The sequence below is a fragment of the Flavobacterium sp. HSC-61S13 genome, from assembly GCF_024171535.1.
GTDB lineage: Bacteria > Bacteroidota > Bacteroidia > Flavobacteriales > Flavobacteriaceae > Flavobacterium.
On the sequence record NZ_JALJZV010000002.1, the window covers coordinates 270,603 to 289,806 of the forward strand.

The following is a 19,204-nucleotide window of genomic DNA, read 5'->3' on the forward strand; positions in this document are numbered from 1 at the left end:
CTTTTGGATTTTACGTACCTTAAACATGAAATATCAACCAAGTCATTTACTATGTTTAAGAAAATTCGAAATACGGTTAATTTACTTCGTGCTATAGATTTGGAAAAACTAGCATCTTTATCTGAGAAGGTTGATTTATCAGAAATCGTCAATTCCGTATCTCAGATGGACGAGACCCAATTAAAGGGCTTATCAAAAATGCTATCCAGCCAAAACAAAACGAAGGAACTGCCTCCTATAGACGCCGATTTTTATAAAATGGACCAAAAGTTATCCGCAGAAGACCGCTTACTACAATTAAAAGTACGCGCTTTTATGGAAGACGAAATCCAACCGCTCGTCAACGACTATTGGCTACACGACGAGTTTCCGATGGAAATCATCCCTAAGCTCGCTGAATTAAACGTTTGCGGATTGACTTTTGACGGCTATGGTTGCGCAGGCAGATCGTCGTTAATGGAAGGTATTATCGCCAGTGAAATGGCGCGGATCGACACCTCTATCGCTACTTTTTTTGGCGTTCAAAGCGGGCTAGCTATGGGCTCCATTTACTATTGCGGCTCGGACGCTCAAAAAGCGGAGTGGCTACCTAAAATGCAACAAATGAAAACCATTGGTGCCTTTGGACTAACGGAACCCGATGTTGGATCTGGGGTTGCTGGAGGACTAACTACTACAGCAAAAAAGACAGCAAATGGCTGGATTTTAAACGGTCAAAAAAAATGGATTGGCAATGCTACTTTCGCCGATATAATCATCATATGGGCTCGCGATGTAGACGATAATCAAGTCAAGGGTTTTCTTGTAAAAAAAGACAATCCCGGATTTCAAGTTGAAAAAATTAAGGGAAAAATGGCATTGAGAATTGTTCAAAATGGGCTTATCACCTTAAGCGATTGTCTCGTTGAGGAAAAAGATCGACTTCAAAATGCAAACTCGTTTAAGGATACCGCTAAAGTACTTCAAAAAACGCGTGCTGGCGTAGCCTGGATGGCTGTTGGCTGTGCAAGAGGGGCTTATGAAAACGCCTTAGATTACACCCGAAAAAGAAAACAATTTGGAAAACCAATTGCTTCTTTCCAGTTAATCCAAAACCATCTGGTTGAAATGCTATCCAATTTAACCGCCATGCAAACCTTGGTATTTCGACTCTCTCAATTACAAGATCAAGACTTATTAAAAGACGAACACGCTTCTTTGGCTAAAGTTTTCTGCAGCCTGAGAACTCGAGATATAGTTTCTAAAGCCAGAGAGGTCATGGGAGGCAATGGAATATTACTAGAGCACAATGTCGCCCGATTCCTAGCAGATGCAGAAGCGATTTATTCCTATGAAGGAACTAAGGAAATCAACTCTTTAATTGTTGGGCGAAGCATTACTGGTTTTTCAGCATTTGTATAATACCGCATAAAAAGTAAAGCATAACATATTGCTCTTTGACAAATAAAGGTAAAAAAAAAGCCTCATCTAAAAGATGAGGCTTTAACTGCAGAGCGGAAGACGAGGCTCGAACTCGCGACAACCAGCTTGGAAGGCTGGAGCTCTACCAACTGAGCTACTTCCGCAGGTGATGATCTTTTAAAACTTTCATCTAGTTTTGGAGCGGAAGACGAGGCTCGAACTCGCGACAACCAGCTTGGAAGGCTGGAGCTCTACCAACTGAGCTACTTCCGCAATATGATGATCTTTTAAAACTTTCATCCAGTTTTGGAGCGGAAGACGAGGCTCGAACTCGCGACAACCAGCTTGGAAGGCTGGAGCTCTACCAACTGAGCTACTTCCGCATTAATGTGGGTGCAAATATAACGCTATTTTTAAATTTTAAACAAACCTTTTTAAAGATTTTTTTCAATTTCAGACAACAAATCAAATTAACCGCTAAAAATCAATCCGTTAAAAAAGCAAAAAAATAATCGAATGAAGAATTGCAACCCATTTTAACCCAAACCCCAACAAAGCTTCAACTAAATTAAGAAAACTTTAAGTTCGATTGGTTTTGTTTTTACCGAACTAACTGTACTTTTGTACAAAATTTTGAAAGATGAAGTATGAAAAGGAATTAATAGAATTTTTCCAAGATTACTGCGCCCATCATGAAACCATGTATAATTATTCGCCCTTAACCGCAAAGATATATACATACCTGATGCTCAGCAGCGATCGAGAGGGAATCACATTTGATGAGATCGTCGAAAAGCTAAACGCGAGCAAAAGTTCTGTTTCTAGTAGCTTAAATGCCTTAGTAAACAACGCACATGTCGAACATTTTAATAAGATCGATGAGCGCAAAAGATATTTCCGCGTTAATCCAGACTATTTAACCATACGTTTAAATACTATACGAGACATCTTAGTTAAAGAAAAAAATCTGGCCTATCGCCTACAAGAATACAAAGCGACTAAAACGTCAGAAACCAAACCATGTCAAATGAAAATGGGCATTTACATTGAGCACTTAGAAAAATCTACCCATGAACTAACCAATACTATTGAAAAATTAAAAAATTCAAATTAACAATCATTATAACATTATGAAACATTTGATCAACACGTTCCTAATTACTGCAGTAGCACTTACTGTTACCTCATGTAGCCAAAAGCAAGCGCAGCAGGGTCCTCCTACAATGCCCTATGGAGTCGTTGATGTTCCGACAAGAACAGTAGTAGGATATCAATCTTTTCCAGCAAATATTCAAGGGAAAATCAACAATAATGTCCGTGCAAAAATTTCGGGTTATATCCAAGAACTTTATGTAGATGAAGGTCAGATTGTTACTAAAGGGCAACCTTTATTTAGATTGGAAACCAATACATTGAATCAATCTGCTAATGCAGCTAAATCAGGCATTCTTTCTGCTGAAGCAAGCGTTAGTGCAGCACAAGTTGAGGTTAATAAGTTAATTCCTCTAGTGGAAAAAAACATTATTAGCCCAGTTCAGTTAGAAACTGCTAAAGCAAACTTAGCTGTTGCAAAAAGCCAATTAGCACAAGCTAAGGCTAATTACGGTGGTGTGGTTGCAGATATCGATTATTCGATTATAAAAAGTCCTGTATCAGGAGTTGTCGGTAGTCTTCCTTTTAGATTAGGAAGTTTAGTAGGCCCATCGGATGCAGTGCCACTAACTACGGTTTCTGATATTAGCGAAGTTTATGCCTATTTTTCTATGAACGAGAAAGAGTACTTTAATTTCTTGAATAGTACAGAAGGAAAAACAGTTAAGGAGAAGCTAAACAATTTACCCCTAGTAGACTTAGTTTTAGCCAATGATGCTGTTTATAGCGAAAAGGGAAAAATCGAAGCTGCCACAGGACAGATTGATCCACAGACTGGAACTATCCAATTTAGAGTGGTATTCTCCAACAAAGCTGGTCTATTAAACAATGGAAATAGCGGTTTTATCCGTATTCCAAAAACCTATACCGATGCCTTGGTAGTACCTGAATCCGCTACGTTTGAACAACAAGGCTTAGTATACGTTTATAAAGTTGAAAACGATACGGCTTATTCTACCAAAATCACCGTTCACAATCGCGTAGACCGTTTGGCTATTGTTGAGGATGGATTGAAAAAAGGCGACAAAATTGTTGTATCTGGAATTGGTTCATTAAGAACCGGAACTGCGATAGCACCACAACCCGTTAATTTTGACACTATCGTTAATTCAATTAAACCAAAATTCTAAGAAATGCTTAAAACCTTTATAGAAAGACCTGTATTATCTACAGTTATTTCGATCATCATCGTAATACTAGGGATACTAGGATTAACTATCCTACCAGTAACACAATACCCCGATATTGCTCCACCAACTGTGCAGATCAATGCCAGTTACCCTGGAGCCAATGCCGAGACGGTTATGCAAAGTGTTATTATCCCTATTGAAGAGCAAGTCAACGGGGTTGAGGGAATGGATTATATTACCTCAACAGCTAGTAACGACGGTAGTGTATCGATCCAAGTTCTCTTTAAACAAGGGGTGGATCCAGATATCGCAGCCGTAAACGTTCAAAATAGGGTTTCCAGAGCAACGCCTTTGTTACCATCAGAGGTAACGCGTTCGGGAGTTACAACACAAAAGCAACAAACCAGTGCTTTGATGTTCGTATCCTTCTACTCTACCGACAAAGCCTACGACGCAACTTATATTCAAAACTACATGAACATCAACGTAGTTCCTGAATTAAAAAGGGTTAGTGGTGTTGGAGATGCAACGATTTTTGGTGCTAGAAACTACTCGATGCGCGTTTGGTTGGATCCAACTAAAATGGCCAATTACGGATTGGTTCCCGCTGATATCAATGCAGCACTAAACGAACAGAGTTTGGAAGCGGCTGCTGGTCAGTTAGGAGAAAACTCCGGTCAAGCTTTTCAGTACGTTATCAAATATAGCGGTAAATACAAAACCGAAAGTCAATACGAAGACATCGTTATTAAATCCTTAAACAACGGTCAGGTTTTACGCCTTAAAGATGTCGCTAAAATAGAATTAGGCGCACAGTCTTATGCTGGTTCATCTGAGTTATCGGGTAATGATGCTATCGCGATGGCCATCTATCAAACCCCAGGATCAAATGCACAGGAAATTAATAAAAACTTAAAAATAGAGCTCGAAAAAATCAGTAAATCATTGCCTAAAGGTGTTCATTACATGATCAACTTTGATACCAATGAATTTTTAGATGCCTCTATCAGTAAAGTAGTTAGTACTTTAATTGAAGCATTTATCTTGGTTTTTATCGTGGTTTATATCTTCTTACAAGATTTTAGATCAACCTTAATTCCATTGATTGCCGTTCCAGTATCTATTGTGGGTACGTTTTTCTTCTTGAATCTGTTTGGATTCTCATTAAACTTATTGACGTTGTTTGCGTTGGTACTTGCGATTGGAATTGTCGTCGATGATGCCATCGTCGTCGTCGAGGCAGTGCATGCCAAAATGGAAGAAACCAAGCAAGATGCTCGTACAGCAACCCACGAAGCCATGGGTGAGATTTCAGGAGCGATTGTATCGATTACCCTAGTAATGGCTGCGGTATTTATACCGGTAACCTTTATTACAGGTCCTACTGGTGTTTTCTACAAACAATTTGGTATCACATTAATCGTGGCAATTATCATCTCGGCTGTAAACGCCTTGACTTTGAGTCCAGCACTTTGTGCGATGTTCCTAAAACAAGGTCACTCGAGTGATCATCAGAAAAGAAACTTCGTAAGTCGCTTCTTCTTTGCGTTTAACACGGCATTTACTTCGTTGACCAACAGATACGGAAATGGATTTAAGTTCCTTTTAAAACACAAATGGATCACTTTCGCGATCTTAATAGCTTGTTTGGGTATAACATTTTATGCCAACAAAACCATGCCTTCTGGATTTGTACCTAATGAAGACCGTGGATTTATCTTAGCCAACGTAGAATTACCAGCTGGAGCATCAAGTGACCGTGTTTACGAATTGCAAAAGAAATTCGAAAAAGCGGCTGCCCAAATTCCAGGTGTTGAAACGGTAACGGTAATTACTGGAAACAGTATTATTTCTGGTGCTGGATCTAACTACGGTATGGGCTTGATCAAGATGAAATCTTTTAAAGAGAGAAAGTCTAAAGAGATGGCTACCGATGTAGTTATTGGTAAGTTGTTTGGCTTAGCAGCTATGCAGTTTCCCGATGCAAAAATGATTTTCTTCCAGCCACCGAGTATACCAGGTTTTGGTATGTCATCTGGTTTTGAGTTAAAATTATTAGATAAATCAGGGGGAAGTCTAAATGATTTCGACGTGATTGCCAAAAATTATTTAGGCGAATTGATGAAGCGCCCAGAGATTATGTATGCTCAAACTTCATTTAACACCAATTTCGCACAATATGAAATTGATCTAAACATCCCAAGAGCCAAAGAATCTGGTGTTGCTGTTAGTGATATATTCTCCGCTTTACAAGGATACATTGGTGGTATATACGCCGCTGACTTTACGCGTTTTGGAAAACAATACCGTGTAATGATTCAAGCATTGCCTGAGAGTAGAACTGACGTGAATAGCTTAAATGAAATTTTTGTTCGTACCAGTAATGGAAACATGACACCTGTTACTCAGTTTGTCACCTTAAAACGCGTATACGGACCACAGTCGGTAAACCGTTATAACTTGTTTACCTCGGCTAATATTTCTGGAGCGCCAAATCCAGGATACAGTTCTGGAGATGCGATTCACGCTGTACAAGAAGTATCTAAAAACACCTTATCATCCAGCTACGGCGTAGACTTTACCGGTTTATCTCGTGAGGAGATCAACGCCGGTTCACAAACCATGTTGATTTTCATCTTGTGTATCGTGTTTGTTTACTTTATTCTATCTGCTCAATACGAAAGTTACTTATTGCCGTTTGCCATTATATTATCACTACCAACGGGTATTATGGGTGCATTTCTCGCTCAAAAACTCGCCGGATTAGAGAACAATATCTATTTCCAAATTGCACTGATTATGCTGGTCGGATTGCTAGCTAAAAACGCGATTCTTATTGTGGAGTTTGCGGTTCAAAGGCGTCGACATGGAGAAACTATTGCAGAATCTGCTATTAATGGAGCCAAAGCCCGTTTACGTCCAATTTTGATGACTTCGTTTGCCTTTATCCTCGGTTTGATGCCTTTGGTACTCGCCTCTGGAGTTGGAGCAAGCGGAAACCGTTCTATCGGAACGGGTGCTGTTTTTGGATTATTGATTGGTACTATACTTGGAGTTTTTGTAATCCCTGTACTCTATGTAATATTCCAGTGGCTTCAAGAGAAAGTTAAACCTATGAAATTTGAAGAAAAACATAATTAGTGAATTCAAAATGAGAAAAAACACTTTATATAGAATCATCCCTGTAGCCATAGTAGCGCTTAGTGTCCAATCGTGTTTTGTAGCCAAAACCTACGAGCGACCTGAAGTTATTAACGAGCAAAATTACAGAACAGATCGTCTCAACTCAGACAGTCTTTCCATGGCCAATGTGCCATGGAGGGATTTGTTTAGCGACCCTATATTAATTCAATATATTGATAAAGGTCTTGATACAAACTTAGACATTCGCGTGGCCATGCAAAACATCGAAGCTGCCAATGCCTATTTTAAACAAGGAAAAATGGGGTATTTACCTACTTTAAGCCTAGGAGCCAACTATACTCACTCTGTTCCTTCAAAAAACACCCAATTGGGTGCCTTGTTTTCCAATGGTGACCGAGTAAAAGTAGACCAGTATGACATCACAGGAAATTTTTCTTGGGAAGCCGATATATGGGGGAAAATCAGAAGTAATAAAAGAGCCTTTGGCGCGAGTTATCTACAAACCGTAGCGGCTCATCAAGCAGTAAAAACGCAATTAATCGCTACCATTGCTTCTACTTATTACCAACTCTTATCTCTTGATGAACAACAACGCATCACCAAGGAAACCATTTTAAACAGAGAGAAAAGTTTAGAAACGATTATTGCTTTAAAAGAAGCTGGACAAGTGACTGAAGTGGCTGTTAAACAAAACGAAGCTTTATTACTCAATACAAGGTCTCAATTGTTAGACATCAACAACAATATCAAGTTGATGGAAAACACTTTTAGTATCTTATTGGCTGACAATCCAGAAAGCATTAAGCGTTCTACTTTAGCGGAACAAAAATTAAATAGTGATTTAACTGTAGGAGTTCCGATGCAATTATTAAGTAATCGTCCGGATGTACTAGCAGCAGAATATGGTTTAATGAATGCCTTTGAAATGACCAATGTTGCGCGTAGTAATTTCTATCCTTCCTTTAAGTTAACCGCTACTGGTGGTTTACAAAGTATTAAATTTGATGAATTGTTCAACACCAATTCTTTATTTGCTAATATCATAGGAGGATTAACTCAACCGCTGATCAACGGAAGACAAATCCGCACCCAACATCAAGTGAGTCAAGCCAATCAAGAAATCGCGTTTTTAAATTATAAAAAAGCCATGCTAAATGCCAGTAAAGAAGTTTCTGACGCGCTTTACACGTACCAAGCTATGGATGAGAAAATTGGTTTAAAAACGAAAGAGGTTGAAGCTTATAGCCTAGCAGCTGAATACTCCGAAGAATTGCAAAACAACGGTATGGCAAATTACTTAGAAGTTTTGACTGCTAAAGAAAACACTTTAGCTGCTCAACTCAATTTGATCAATACACAATTTAGCAAATTAAATGCTATAGTACAATTGTACAAAGCAGTAGGTGGTGGAGTAAAATAATTCCCCTTTCTACTATCAATAATCGAGCGGTTTGATCTAATCAAACCGCTCTTTTTTTTTATCTTTATAAAAAAATGTTTGCAAAAATCCCTTTTTTAATACCGTTGCTATTTCCCAAACAATTGTGGGCTGTAGCCAATACGGATAAAAAGATCTACCTTAGCTTCGATGACGGCCCCATACCCGAGATTACGGAATGGGTTCTCGACCTACTTGATTTTTATCAAATCAAAGCCACCTTTTTTTGCATCGGTGACAACATCGAAAAACATCCTGAAATCTTTCGGAAAATCATTGCTGCCCAACATCAAATTGGCAACCACACCCAACATCACATCAACGGCTGGAAGACCGAAACGTCAAAATATATTGAAGAGGTCCTGCTATGCACAAAAAAAATAGAGAAACACACGAAAGCTTCGCAGCACTTATTTAGACCCCCGTATGGAAAAATAAAAACTTCCCAAGCTAAAGTATTGCTAAAGAAAAATTACAAAATAGTTATGTGGACGGTGTTGAGTAAAGATTATGACGCAAAAACGTCACCGGAACAGTGTTTACAGAACGTTGTAAAGCACACCCGATCAGGTAGTATTATATTGTTCCACGACAGCTGGAAAGCTTCGCAAAATTTAAAACATGCCTTGCCAAAGGCTATTGAATATCTCCTTAAAGAAGGATATCAATTTGAGCTGTTATAAGGCTTTCGAAATGGTAATTAGCGCATTGGCTTCAATAGTACCAGTTTGTCTCCAAACCATAGCTCCATTGCGATAAATCATCATGGTAGGCACATTTTTGATTCTCAAGGCATCCGATAAATCTTTGTTTTTCTCTACATCGATTTTTATCACTCGCAATTGATCACCCATAGCCGCCGCAACATCATGAATCACGGGCTGCATCGATTTGGAACCTTCATTCCATTGTGCGTAAAAATAAATTAGAACGGGTACATTTGCACTAATTAATTCTCCAAATTTTGACATAAACATTTATTTAGTTCATTAAACATATCAATTCACTAGGCCCTCTAAACAAAAATACGATTTTTTGGGAATTGAACTAGTTTTTTCTGCGTTTAAGTTCAAAAACTGTAATCTCCGGCCAGATCCCTACTCGACCCGGATAAGCATGGTACCCAAAACCTCTATTTACATATAAATAACGACCCATGGTTTGATACAATCCCGCCCATTGTTTATAGACATACTGTATAGGACTCCACTTTATTATTCCCGGTATTTCGATACCAAATTGCGCACCATGCGTATGTCCCGCTAGCATCAATTGAACGTTTTTAGGATGGCTTACTACTTCCGCATCCCAATGCGAAGGATCATGGGATAATAAGATTTTAAAATCTTCAGCAGCAACACCAGTAGTTGCTTTATTTAGATCACCTACTTTTTTAAATTTAACTCCCCAATTCTCAACTCCTACAATAGCTATACGCTGTCCGTCCTTTTCAATCCACACCTTTTCATTCAACAACAAATTAAAACCCATCTTCGGGTGCAAATCTTTTATTTCCTTAAAATTGTTTTCTTTTTGAGCCGCTGTATCCCATTCGACATATTCGCCATAATCATGATTCCCTAAAACAGAAAATTTACCATATTTATGTGCGCGAATTCCCTTAAATGTATCTAACCAAGGATCCATTTCATTCGCTAAACTGTTGACTAAATCTCCCGTAAACAACAACAAATCGGACTCTTGATCATTGATCACATCAATGGCGTGCTGAATTTTTTCTTTGTCGTCGAAACTACCACAGTGAATATCGGAAATCTGTGTAAAGGTAAAACCGTCAAAAGCTTCGGGTAAATCGTCAAAAAAGACTGTTTGTTTGATTACTCTAAACTTATACCTACCGATAGCTATACCATGAATAATCGATAAAAAAGGAATTGCCGCTACTCCTAAAGCCACTTGTGTTACGAATTTTCTTCTTTCAGGTAAAAATTCACCCTCAATTTGAGTTGCTGATACAAAATAGTTACACACTCCGATGATTAATCGCGCAGCATCTTCTACGAATAAAAAAATGGTAACCACCAATTTGGGCATATACAAGAGCAAGACCAAAGCAATAGCCATCATCAAGGTTTTATTTTGTCCGACCGATCGGTCAAAACTCAAAAAACCATATGCAATCATTCCAATTGCCACTAAAGTAAATAAGGCATAAGCAATAATTATCCATCGATTCTTCGTCAGATTACTTAAGGCTTGGTAGGAATAAAATTCTAAAAGGACAAGAAACAGTATAAGGATAATCCAACGCATAAATATCGAATGTAGATAAGCTTACAAAAATACTCGTTTAAAAACACTCCATACAGTATTTAACATTAATTATCACTCTTTAAGACTGTTATTTATCTCCTTTTATCCAACTTTTCTGATCTTAATTGAAGCATTACAAACACGCTTTGCGAATTCTATTTCTATAAACACTATAAATCCACACGGCATCTACCCGATTCAATACCCTCGATGTTTCCCAAAAAGGTCATCGCCGTTTGCTTTTAAGTTTGTATTTTTGAAAAATAATATAACAAAACCCTTTTTAGGTTATGGAACCACAAAAACGTCTTTTTCTACTCGATGCCTACGCCCTTATTTTCAGAGGTTATTATGCTTTTATCAAAAATCCACGAATAAACTCTAAAGGCTTGGACACTTCGGCTGTGTTGGGTTTTATGAATTCATTGATCGACGTGATACGAAGAGAAAAACCCGATCATTTAGCTGTAGCCTTTGATAAAGGTGGAAGTACAGTGAGAACGGAGATGTTTCCTGAATACAAAGCCAATCGACAAGCAACACCAGAAGCCATCAAAATAGCTATACCTTATATCAAGCAACTTCTAGAAGCCATGCACATTCCCATTATGGAAGTGGAAGGCTGTGAGGCCGATGATTTAATTGGAACTCTAGCCAAGCAAGCAGAAAAAGAAGGATATCAGGTATTCATGGTTACTCCAGATAAGGATTTTGCTCAATTGGTTTCTGAGAACATTTTTATGTACAAACCCGCTAGAATGGGCAACGGTATAGAAATATGGGGAATACCAGAAGTTCAGGCTAAGTTCGAAGTTGAAAACCCCTTACAGGTCATCGATTATTTGGGAATGATGGGCGATGCTGTCGATAATATTCCAGGTCTACCAGGTGTTGGAGAGAAAACCGCAAAAAAATTCCTACAGCAATACGGCAGTATGGAAAACTTACTTGCAAACACCCACGAGCTTAAAGGCAAGATGAAAGAAAACATCGAAGCCAATAAAGACAAGGGAATTCTTTCCAAAACCTTGGCGACTATTTTATTGGACTGCCCGGTAACTTTCAATGAAAAGGATTTTGAATTGGATAAACCAGATGTGGAAAAAACCGACGCCCTATTTATCGAATTGGAATTTCGACGTATGAAAGAACAATTCGACAAATTGTTTAATCCCGAAGCAACAACTACAGTTGTCCCGACAAAAACAAACTCAGCTTTATCGACAGACGATCAATTTGATCTGTTCGGCAGCAACGAGTCTTCCGACTCTCCCGCTTCATCAAGTCCTTATAAAACCCTACAAGATACGCCACACTTTTACCAAATTATTCAGGGTAACATGGCGGTTAAAATGTTTATAGAAAACCTATTAGAACAACCGAAAGTATGTTTTGATACTGAAACAACGGGATTAGATGCACTTCATGCGGAATTGGTCGGTATCGCCTTCTCATATGAAAAAGGAAGTGCGTTTTACGTACCTTTTCCCGAAGACCAAGAAGAGGCTAAGGCCTTGGCAGCACAGTTCCGCCCCTTCTTTGAATCTGAATCGATTATAAAGATTGGACAAAACTTAAAATACGACATAAAAATACTAGCCCGCTACGAATTAGCAGTTCGAGGCCCTATTTTCGATACGATGATCGCGCATTATCTGATTAACCCAGATATGCGTCATAATATGGATATACTAGCAGAAACCTACTTGGGCTATTCTCCGCAATCGATTGAAGAATTGATTGGCAAAAAAGGTAAAAATCAAAAAACCATGCGCGAAATCGATTTGCAATTGGTCAAAGAATACGCCGGCGAAGATGCCGATATCACTTTTCAATTGGAAGCTTTTTTCGACCAACAATTGATTGAATCTGAAACAAAAAAACTTTTTGAAACCATCGAGGTGCCGTTGGTGCCGGTATTGGCTGCTATGGAACAAGAAGGTATCCGAGTGGATGTCGATTTTTTAAAATCGCTATCAAAAAGTCTCGATAACGACATTAAGGATTTAGAAAAGGGAATCTATGAACAGGCTGGTGAACAATTTAATTTGGCTTCTCCAAAGCAATTGGGAGAGGTTTTATTTGATCGATTAAAGATTGGAGGAAGCAAACCTAAAAAAACCAAAACAGGTCAATACGCTACTGGCGAAGAAGTTTTAAGTTACTTAGCCGATGACAATCAAATCGTTAAAGACATCTTGGAGTGGCGTCAATTAATTAAATTGCAAAACACTTATGTAGATGCCTTACCGAATCAGGTAGACCCTACAACAAAGAGAATACACACAGACTATATGCAAACGGTAGCGGCAACGGGACGTTTGAGCTCTAATAATCCCAACCTACAAAACATTCCTATACGCACGGAGCGCGGTAGACAGATCAGAAAAGCCTTTGTAGCGAGAGATGAAAATTACGTCTTACTCGCTGCCGATTATTCTCAAATAGAATTGCGCATCATCGCAGCCTTGAGTCAAGAGCCCAACATGATGGAATCCTTTAAAAAAGGGGAAGATATTCACCGTTCTACTGCAGCTAAAGTGTTTGGGGTTCCTTTGGAAGAGGTTACCAAAGAACAACGTAGCCATGCGAAAACGGTCAACTTCGGAATCATCTATGGAGTATCCGCTTTTGGACTAAGCAATCAAACTTCGCTTTCCAGAGCAGAGAGCAAAGAATTGATCGATGCCTATTATGCTACTTACCCCGAGTTAAAGAAATACATACAAACGCAAATCGACTTTGCACGTGACCACGGTTATGTACAGACAATCTCTGGTCGCAGACGTTATTTAAAAGACATCAACTCACAGAATGCCATCGTTCGTGGAGCGGCAGAGCGAAATGCCGTTAATGCCCCAATCCAAGGAAGCGCTGCCGACATCATCAAAATTGCAATGATAGCGATCCACAAAAGGTTGATCAACGAAAATTGGAAGTCAAAAATGTTGTTACAAGTACACGATGAGCTTGTATTTGATGCTCATAAAGAGGAACTCGAAAACTTAAAAACCATGATTAAGAGTGAAATGGAAAATGCCTTTGTTCTCGAGGTTCCCTTGGTAGTAGACCTCGGAACTGGTGACAACTGGCTTGAAGCCCATTGATATTGATTTAATAAAAAAGTGCATTTGTAGAAATGCACTTTTTTATTAAAACCGCAAAACAATTCAATTCTCAAAAATATATTTAAATTGACGCTCTAGTTCCCGAGCATTAATAGTGACCACCGTATCAATCTTATTGTGCTCTAAGTATATCACTTTGGTTTTATTAACAAATGAATTCTGTTTATTATACGTTCTCGCAACATAAACATTGTTAACCGCCTTCTCTGCCTGAATTAACGCAGTAATATCTACTCTTGAACCACTGGCATTTGCAATTATAATAGAATGAGGATCATCGACATATTTAATCACCGCTTTAGCGAAATAACGATTACAGCTTGGACAATCTTCTTCTGTCAAAACCAATATTCGCTGTATCTGACTATCTAATTGAATACCATACTCCCGTTTTAAAGAATCTGCCAATTGCTCAAATTCCGAATTGCCGCTGCCAGAACAGCCCCAGAAGAAACTGAGCAAGCAAATCATCACACCTTTATAGCTCAAAAAAGTCGTATTTTTTAATGCCAAAATTACTTTTTTCATCTTCTACCTTTTTTAAAATATAAACTCCATCGTCCGCAATAAACGAACTATACCACAAATATTTTCCTTCGTCGAAAACAACTACTTTTTCAATTTTAAATTTCTCATCCAATACCGAAACCTTAAAAGGACGGTAGTCCTTTTCCTTGTTTTTAGAAATATCAATAGTTTGTATCAGTATATATTTTTTATTTTTGGAACTATAACCAAAATCCCCAACTATGCTTTTATGTTGCAATTCGAAATTTAGAACATCACTATCGATAGTTTGCGCCAAAGGAGCGGGCAATGCAACCGCTTGAGCATCTTCGACAATCCGTATCTCTTCGATGATTTGTAGATTTATTGGATTTACACAAAACAAATTTGGAGAAAAACACGAAAAAACAAAAACCTTCCCTTTCTTATAGGTACTAAAACACCCATCTATATAAGCCGCAACTTTGTTTTCCATATTCCAATAAAAATCATCCAACCCATAAATCGCCTTAGGCGATGGAGAAAAAACATCTTCAATTTTAATCAAATGAGGACTGTGGACAAAATGAGTGTAATAATATTTCGCACTTTCATAGCCTTCTCTCGGCACCTTATTCTCTTTGATATCTTGCGGATTTCCATACCATATCGGGTGCAACAACAAACTATTGCCTTCCAAAACAAAATTTCCACTAATGGAAGATGAAAAATGATAAATAGCACCTGTATCGAAAGAAAATTGATTTAAATCTAGGCGATACCAAGTATTCCCACCCCTATCCAATACCTGCAACTGGTTCGCACGTTTATTTAACAAGACTATCGAATCTTTGGATATAACTGAGATACCGTCTACTACTTGTATCTCTGCCACAGCAGCGACAAGACTTACTGAATCGTTTAAATTACCCCGATTGTCATAAAACTTTATAATTCTATCCGAAATAGGATCCGCAAAATAGAATAGGTTCTCTTTACTTTCGCTATCATATAGGATACCACTAAATTTTCCTTGGTTCACAAATCCAATATCAAAAACCACCGATCGAGATGGCAACCATTTATCTTCAGACTTTCCGCAACTAACCGTTAAAATAAATAGAAAAACAACACTTACTGTTTTATACATAAAAAACCATATTTAAAAGGCTGTCTAGCCAAAACCAGACAGCCGCTACATTAAAATAATTGTTTTTTAAAAGGATATACCAAAACTATTTCCTCGCTTTTAGCTGAATTAAAAAACAAATAATCAATCTGTGTTTCTCTGTTTTTTCGAACACTTAAATACAACTGACCATCAAGTACTGCGTCTACCATTTTTAAATCTAACAACCTTAGCAAAGTTTCTTTATCCCTGAGGATGTATTCCCTTACGAATTGTAGGTCTTGATGTAAGACTACATCAAACAAGCGGTCTATAGCGCTTTGATATGCTGGTACTGTAATAATTATGGTTGGCAAACAATTACCATTGTTTCCCTCACAACCAAATTTATCTCCTCCGCGATCATAATACGCTTGCAACTCCGGAAATTGCGTCACAGGGGGTTCTTGCAGTATTATTCGATTCTCAACGGCCTCACTATCTATGGTATGGTATGGTCAGTATCACAGGAAGCCAATACCAAGGAAATCAAACTAATAAAAATAAAATACTTCATAATAAAAATTTTAATATGTTAATAATCATAAAAATAAATGAAACAACCAAGAATAAATGTTAAAAAAACAACTTTAACCCAACTGCTGTGTATGCAAAATTTAAAGTATTTAGATGTTGAACAATAATTGATTATCTAAAATATTTTAAAACGACACAACAAATTAACACCACCTCAGTTATGAACTACTTATAGAACACCCATACCTCCTAAGTAACACTTCAAAAAACATGAGATTACTATAGAGTTCTCCATTCCACAACAATTGAAACCGCAAATAAATTCAAAAGTCAGAAAGAAAATTTATACAGATTCCACTTCAAAAACCCGATTAATAGTTTCATTTTCAATAAACTGCTCAATTTGGGCTCAAAAAATAAACAGTTGTATTGTATAATAAATAAATAGTTGTACTTTTGCACTCCCTTTATTGGGAATGGAATGTTTAATTAAAATAATTTATTTGTGAACAATTTAAGCTACAAGACAGTATCAGCAAACAAAGCTACTACTCAAAAAGAGTGGATCATTGTAGATGCTGAAGGTCACAACTTAGGTCGTTTTGCTTCAAAAGTAGCTATGCTATTGAGAGGTAAATACAAGCCAAGTTTTACACCACACGTGGACTGTGGAGATAACGTAATCGTTATCAATGCAGAAAAAATCAATTTGACTGGAAACAAATTGGAAGAAAAACAATACATCCGTCACACTGGATACCCAGGAGGACAAAGAGTATTGACAGCTAAAGTAATGCAACAGAAGAACCCTGCATTATTGGTTGAAAAAGCAATCAAAGGAATGTTGCCTAAAAACAAATTAGGAGCACAATTATTCCGTAATTTAAACGTAAATGTAGGTACAGCACATAAACACGATGCGCAACAACCTAAAACCGTTAATTTAAACGATCTTAAGTAATGGGAGTTATTCACAAAATCGGTAGAAGAAAAACCGCTGTTGCTCGTGTATATGTTTCAGAAGGAACAGGAAAAATCACAGTAAACAAAAAAGAATTTGCAACTTACTTTCCAACAGCTACTTTACAATACAAAGTAATGCAACCGATGTCTTTGACAGATAATGCAGAGAACTTTGACGTAAAAGTTAATGTTTACGGAGGAGGAACTACTGGTCAAGCAGAAGCTGTACGTATGGCAATTGCAAGAGCAATGTGTGAAGTTGATGTAGAAAACAGATCTATCTTGAAACCAGAAGGTTTATTGACTCGTGATCCAAGAATGGTTGAGCGTAAGAAATTCGGTCAGAAGAAAGCGCGTAAGAAATTCCAGTTCTCTAAACGTTAATTTTTATTTATTATTAAAAAATCTAAGTTTTTGTTGCTCTCCTGCTGCGGTAGGAATTAGTTTAGCATCTAAATGGTTCAGACCGAGACAATCGCTACCGAATCATTGCTAATACACAAGAACGTAAACTATTACAAAATGGCAAACAAAGTAGAAGTTAAAGAATTACTAGAGGCAGGTGTTCATTTCGGACACATGACTAGAAAGTGGGATCCAAACATGGCTCCTTACATCTATATGGAGCGTAATGGTATTCACATTATCAATCTATATAAAACAGCTGCAAAAATCGAAGAAGCTAATGAAGCTTTGAAAAAGATTGTAGCATCAGGTAGAAAAATACTATTCGTAGCTACCAAAAAACAAGCAAAAGACATCGTAGCTGAGAAAGCAGCTGCAGCAAACATGCCTTACATCACTGAAAGATGGCCAGGTGGTATGTTGACTAACTTTGTTACTATTCGTAAAGCTGTTAAGAAAATGGCTTCTATCGATAGAATGAAGAAAGACGGTACATTCTTAACTCTTTCTAAGAAAGAGCGCTTACAAGTTGATCGTTTACGTGCGAAATTAGAGAAAAACTTAGGTTCAATTGCTGACATGACTCGTCTACCAGCTGCTCTTTTCGTTGTAGATATCAAAGCTGAACACATCGCAATTAAAGAAGCTCAGAAATTAAACATTCCAATTTTCGCTATGGTTGATACCAACTCTGACCCACGTCAAGTTGACTATGTAATCCCAGCAAATGATGATGCTTCTAAATCAATCGATAAAATTTTATCTTTAGTAACCAGTGCAATTATTGAAGGTCATTCTGAAAGAAAAACAGAAAAAGACGATCAACCAGTTGTAGCGGCTCCAGCTCCAGAAGTAGCTAATTCTACTGAAGAATAATAATTTAACAGTATCATAAAGTCGTTATGCTGATGGATGTATACTTTTGTAGACAACTATCCATAACGACTTTTTTTATTAACACATAACACAAGACTTTAAAATGGCAAATATTACTGCTGCAGATGTAAACAAGCTGAGACAAATTACAGGTGCCGGAATGATGGACTGTAAAAAAGCGTTAGTTGAAGCTGACGGAGATTTCGATTTAGCAATTGAAAACTTACGTAAAAAAGGACAAAAAGTTGCTGCAAACAGAGCAGATAGAGAATCTACAGAAGGTGCTTCTATCGCTATTGTAAATGCAGATAAAACTGCGGGTGTTGTTATCACTTTAGGTTGTGAGACTGATTTCGTAGGTAAAAACGAAGGATTTGTAAAGTTGGCTACTGATTTAGCTAACCACGCTTTGGCTTTCCATACAAAAGAAGACTTTTTGGCTTCTGACTTTGGTGGTATGACTGTTGCTGACAAATTGATCGAGCAAACTGGAGTTATCGGAGAAAAAATTGAAATTACTGTATTCGAAAGATTAGAAGGTACTTTCGTTGGATCTTACATCCACGCTGGAAATAAAATCGCTACTATCGTTTCCCTTTCCGCTAATGTAGAAGGAGCTGAAGAAGCTGCAAGAAACGTAGCTATGCAAGCTGCTGCGATGAACCCAATCGCTTTAAACGAAGCTGGTGTTGATCAAGCTATCATTGACAAAGAAATCGAAATTGCTAAAGAGCAATTGAGAGCTGAAGGAAAACCAGAAGCGATGTTGGAAAACATCTCTAAAGGAAAAATTCAACGTTTCTACAAAGACAATACTTTAGTTAACCAAGATTATATCAAAGACGGTTCTATGAGCGTTGCTGCTTATATCAAAACGGTTGATCCTAGTCTTGTTATCACTGGATTCAAAAGAGCTGCTTTAGGATAATCCAAAGTCTGCCTATTTATATCAAAGCCCTTAATCTCGCGATTAAGGGCTTTTTTTGTCTATAATTCGCCAACTCCGCATAAATTCTCAAACAAAACAGACGACTAATATAGAATTATAAAAAAACATATAAACAAAAAGGCTTGACTATTAAAAGCCAAACCTTTCTGCTTACTTATAAACACAACTGAAATGCTGTATTAGCTATGACTTTATAGTATTACTTACGAAAAG

At 37.7% G+C, this 19,204-nt stretch carries 16 protein-coding genes and 3 tRNA genes; 11 read left to right on the top strand and 8 right to left on the bottom strand.

Features of this window, described 5'->3' with window-relative positions:
* Positions 1-51: 51 nt before the first annotated feature.
* Complete coding sequence (locus L1275_RS03565; RefSeq protein ID WP_253469828.1) at positions 52-1,401, top strand: acyl-CoA dehydrogenase family protein; 1,350 nt, start codon at positions 52-54, stop codon at positions 1,399-1,401.
* Positions 1,402-1,492: 91 nt separating this feature from the next.
* On the opposite strand, the gene L1275_RS03570 is transcribed toward L1275_RS03565, so the two are convergent.
* The 3 genes from L1275_RS03570 to L1275_RS03580 all read right to left on the bottom strand — a co-directional run bounded on the left by L1275_RS03570 (position 1,493) and on the right by L1275_RS03580 (position 1,784).
* Positions 1,493-1,565 (bottom strand) — tRNA-Gly (locus tag L1275_RS03570).
* A 33-nt stretch (positions 1,566-1,598) separates the two neighbouring features.
* A tRNA-Gly gene (locus L1275_RS03575) sits at positions 1,599-1,674 on the bottom strand.
* A 34-nt stretch (positions 1,675-1,708) separates the two neighbouring features.
* Positions 1,709-1,784 (bottom strand) — tRNA-Gly (locus L1275_RS03580).
* Positions 1,785-2,041: 257 nt separating this feature from the next.
* On the opposite strand from L1275_RS03580, the gene L1275_RS03585 reads away from it, so the two are divergent.
* The 5 genes from L1275_RS03585 to L1275_RS03605 all read left to right on the top strand — a co-directional run bounded on the left by L1275_RS03585 (position 2,042) and on the right by L1275_RS03605 (position 8,948).
* The gene (locus L1275_RS03585) at positions 2,042-2,515 is read left to right on the top strand and encodes a transcriptional regulator (RefSeq protein WP_253469830.1); all 474 of its coding nucleotides are present in this window, start codon (positions 2,042-2,044) and stop codon (positions 2,513-2,515) included.
* 16 nt (positions 2,516-2,531) lie between these two features.
* Entirely contained in the window at positions 2,532-3,683 is a 1,152-nt protein-coding gene (locus tag L1275_RS03590; protein ID WP_253469833.1) for an efflux RND transporter periplasmic adaptor subunit, read from the top strand.
* Positions 3,684-3,686: 3 nt separating this feature from the next.
* Positions 3,687-6,824 carry an efflux RND transporter permease subunit gene (locus tag L1275_RS03595; RefSeq protein ID WP_253469836.1) on the top strand — a complete coding sequence of 1,046 codons (3,138 nt, stop codon included), beginning with the start codon at positions 3,687-3,689 and terminating at the stop codon, positions 6,822-6,824.
* A gap of 10 nt (positions 6,825-6,834) precedes the next feature.
* Entirely contained in the window at positions 6,835-8,247 is a 1,413-nt protein-coding gene (locus tag L1275_RS03600; protein WP_253470032.1) for an efflux transporter outer membrane subunit, read from the top strand.
* A 74-nt stretch (positions 8,248-8,321) separates the two neighbouring features.
* On the top strand, positions 8,322-8,948 hold the full coding sequence (locus L1275_RS03605; RefSeq protein WP_253469839.1) for a polysaccharide deacetylase family protein: 627 nt from the start codon (positions 8,322-8,324) through the stop codon (positions 8,946-8,948).
* On the opposite strand, the gene L1275_RS03610 is transcribed toward L1275_RS03605, so the two are convergent.
* Positions 8,943-9,236 carry a co-chaperone YbbN gene (locus tag L1275_RS03610; RefSeq protein WP_253469842.1) on the bottom strand — a complete coding sequence of 98 codons (294 nt, stop codon included), beginning with the start codon at positions 9,234-9,236 and terminating at the stop codon, positions 8,943-8,945. The genes L1275_RS03605 and L1275_RS03610 overlap by 6 nt on opposite strands.
* Before the next feature lie 76 nt (positions 9,237-9,312).
* Positions 9,313-10,539 carry a metallophosphoesterase gene (locus L1275_RS03615; RefSeq protein WP_253469845.1) on the bottom strand — a complete coding sequence of 409 codons (1,227 nt, stop codon included), beginning with the start codon at positions 10,537-10,539 and terminating at the stop codon, positions 9,313-9,315.
* 290 nt (positions 10,540-10,829) lie between these two features.
* Between L1275_RS03615 and polA the strand changes: the two genes are divergently transcribed.
* A complete protein-coding gene (gene polA, locus L1275_RS03620) occupies positions 10,830-13,646 on the top strand; it encodes a DNA polymerase I (RefSeq protein WP_253469848.1) in 2,817 nt (938 codons plus the stop codon).
* Between the two features lie 63 nt (positions 13,647-13,709).
* On the opposite strand, the gene L1275_RS03625 is transcribed toward polA, so the two are convergent.
* The 3 genes from L1275_RS03625 to L1275_RS03635 are packed head-to-tail and all read right to left on the bottom strand — an operon-like array spanning position 13,710 to position 15,719.
* Positions 13,710-14,195, bottom strand: a complete 486-nt coding sequence (locus L1275_RS03625) for a hypothetical protein (RefSeq protein ID WP_253469851.1) — start codon at positions 14,193-14,195, stop codon at positions 13,710-13,712.
* On the bottom strand, positions 14,146-15,303 hold the full coding sequence (locus L1275_RS03630) for a hypothetical protein (RefSeq protein ID WP_253469854.1): 1,158 nt from the start codon (positions 15,301-15,303) through the stop codon (positions 14,146-14,148). The genes L1275_RS03625 and L1275_RS03630 overlap by 50 nt, the downstream gene beginning before the upstream one ends.
* A 50-nt stretch (positions 15,304-15,353) precedes the next feature.
* Complete coding sequence (locus L1275_RS03635) at positions 15,354-15,719, bottom strand: hypothetical protein (RefSeq protein ID WP_253469857.1); 366 nt, start codon at positions 15,717-15,719, stop codon at positions 15,354-15,356.
* Between the two features lie 584 nt (positions 15,720-16,303).
* Between L1275_RS03635 and rplM the strand changes: the two genes are divergently transcribed.
* The 4 genes from rplM (at position 16,304) to tsf (ending at position 18,970) form a co-directional block, all read left to right on the top strand.
* The gene (rplM, locus tag L1275_RS03640) at positions 16,304-16,759 is read left to right on the top strand and encodes a 50S ribosomal protein L13 (RefSeq protein ID WP_219288461.1); all 456 of its coding nucleotides are present in this window, start codon (positions 16,304-16,306) and stop codon (positions 16,757-16,759) included.
* On the top strand, positions 16,759-17,145 hold the full coding sequence (gene rpsI, locus L1275_RS03645; protein WP_219288463.1) for a 30S ribosomal protein S9: 387 nt from the start codon (positions 16,759-16,761) through the stop codon (positions 17,143-17,145). Before rplM ends, rpsI begins: the two co-directional genes overlap by 1 nt.
* A gap of 138 nt (positions 17,146-17,283) precedes the next feature.
* Positions 17,284-18,042, top strand: coding sequence for a 30S ribosomal protein S2 (rpsB, locus tag L1275_RS03650; protein ID WP_253470034.1), 759 nt, complete (start codon positions 17,284-17,286; stop codon positions 18,040-18,042).
* A gap of 103 nt (positions 18,043-18,145) precedes the next feature.
* A complete protein-coding gene (gene tsf, locus L1275_RS03655; RefSeq protein WP_219288465.1) occupies positions 18,146-18,970 on the top strand; it encodes a translation elongation factor Ts in 825 nt (274 codons plus the stop codon).
* Positions 18,971-19,204: the final 234 nt, after the last annotated feature.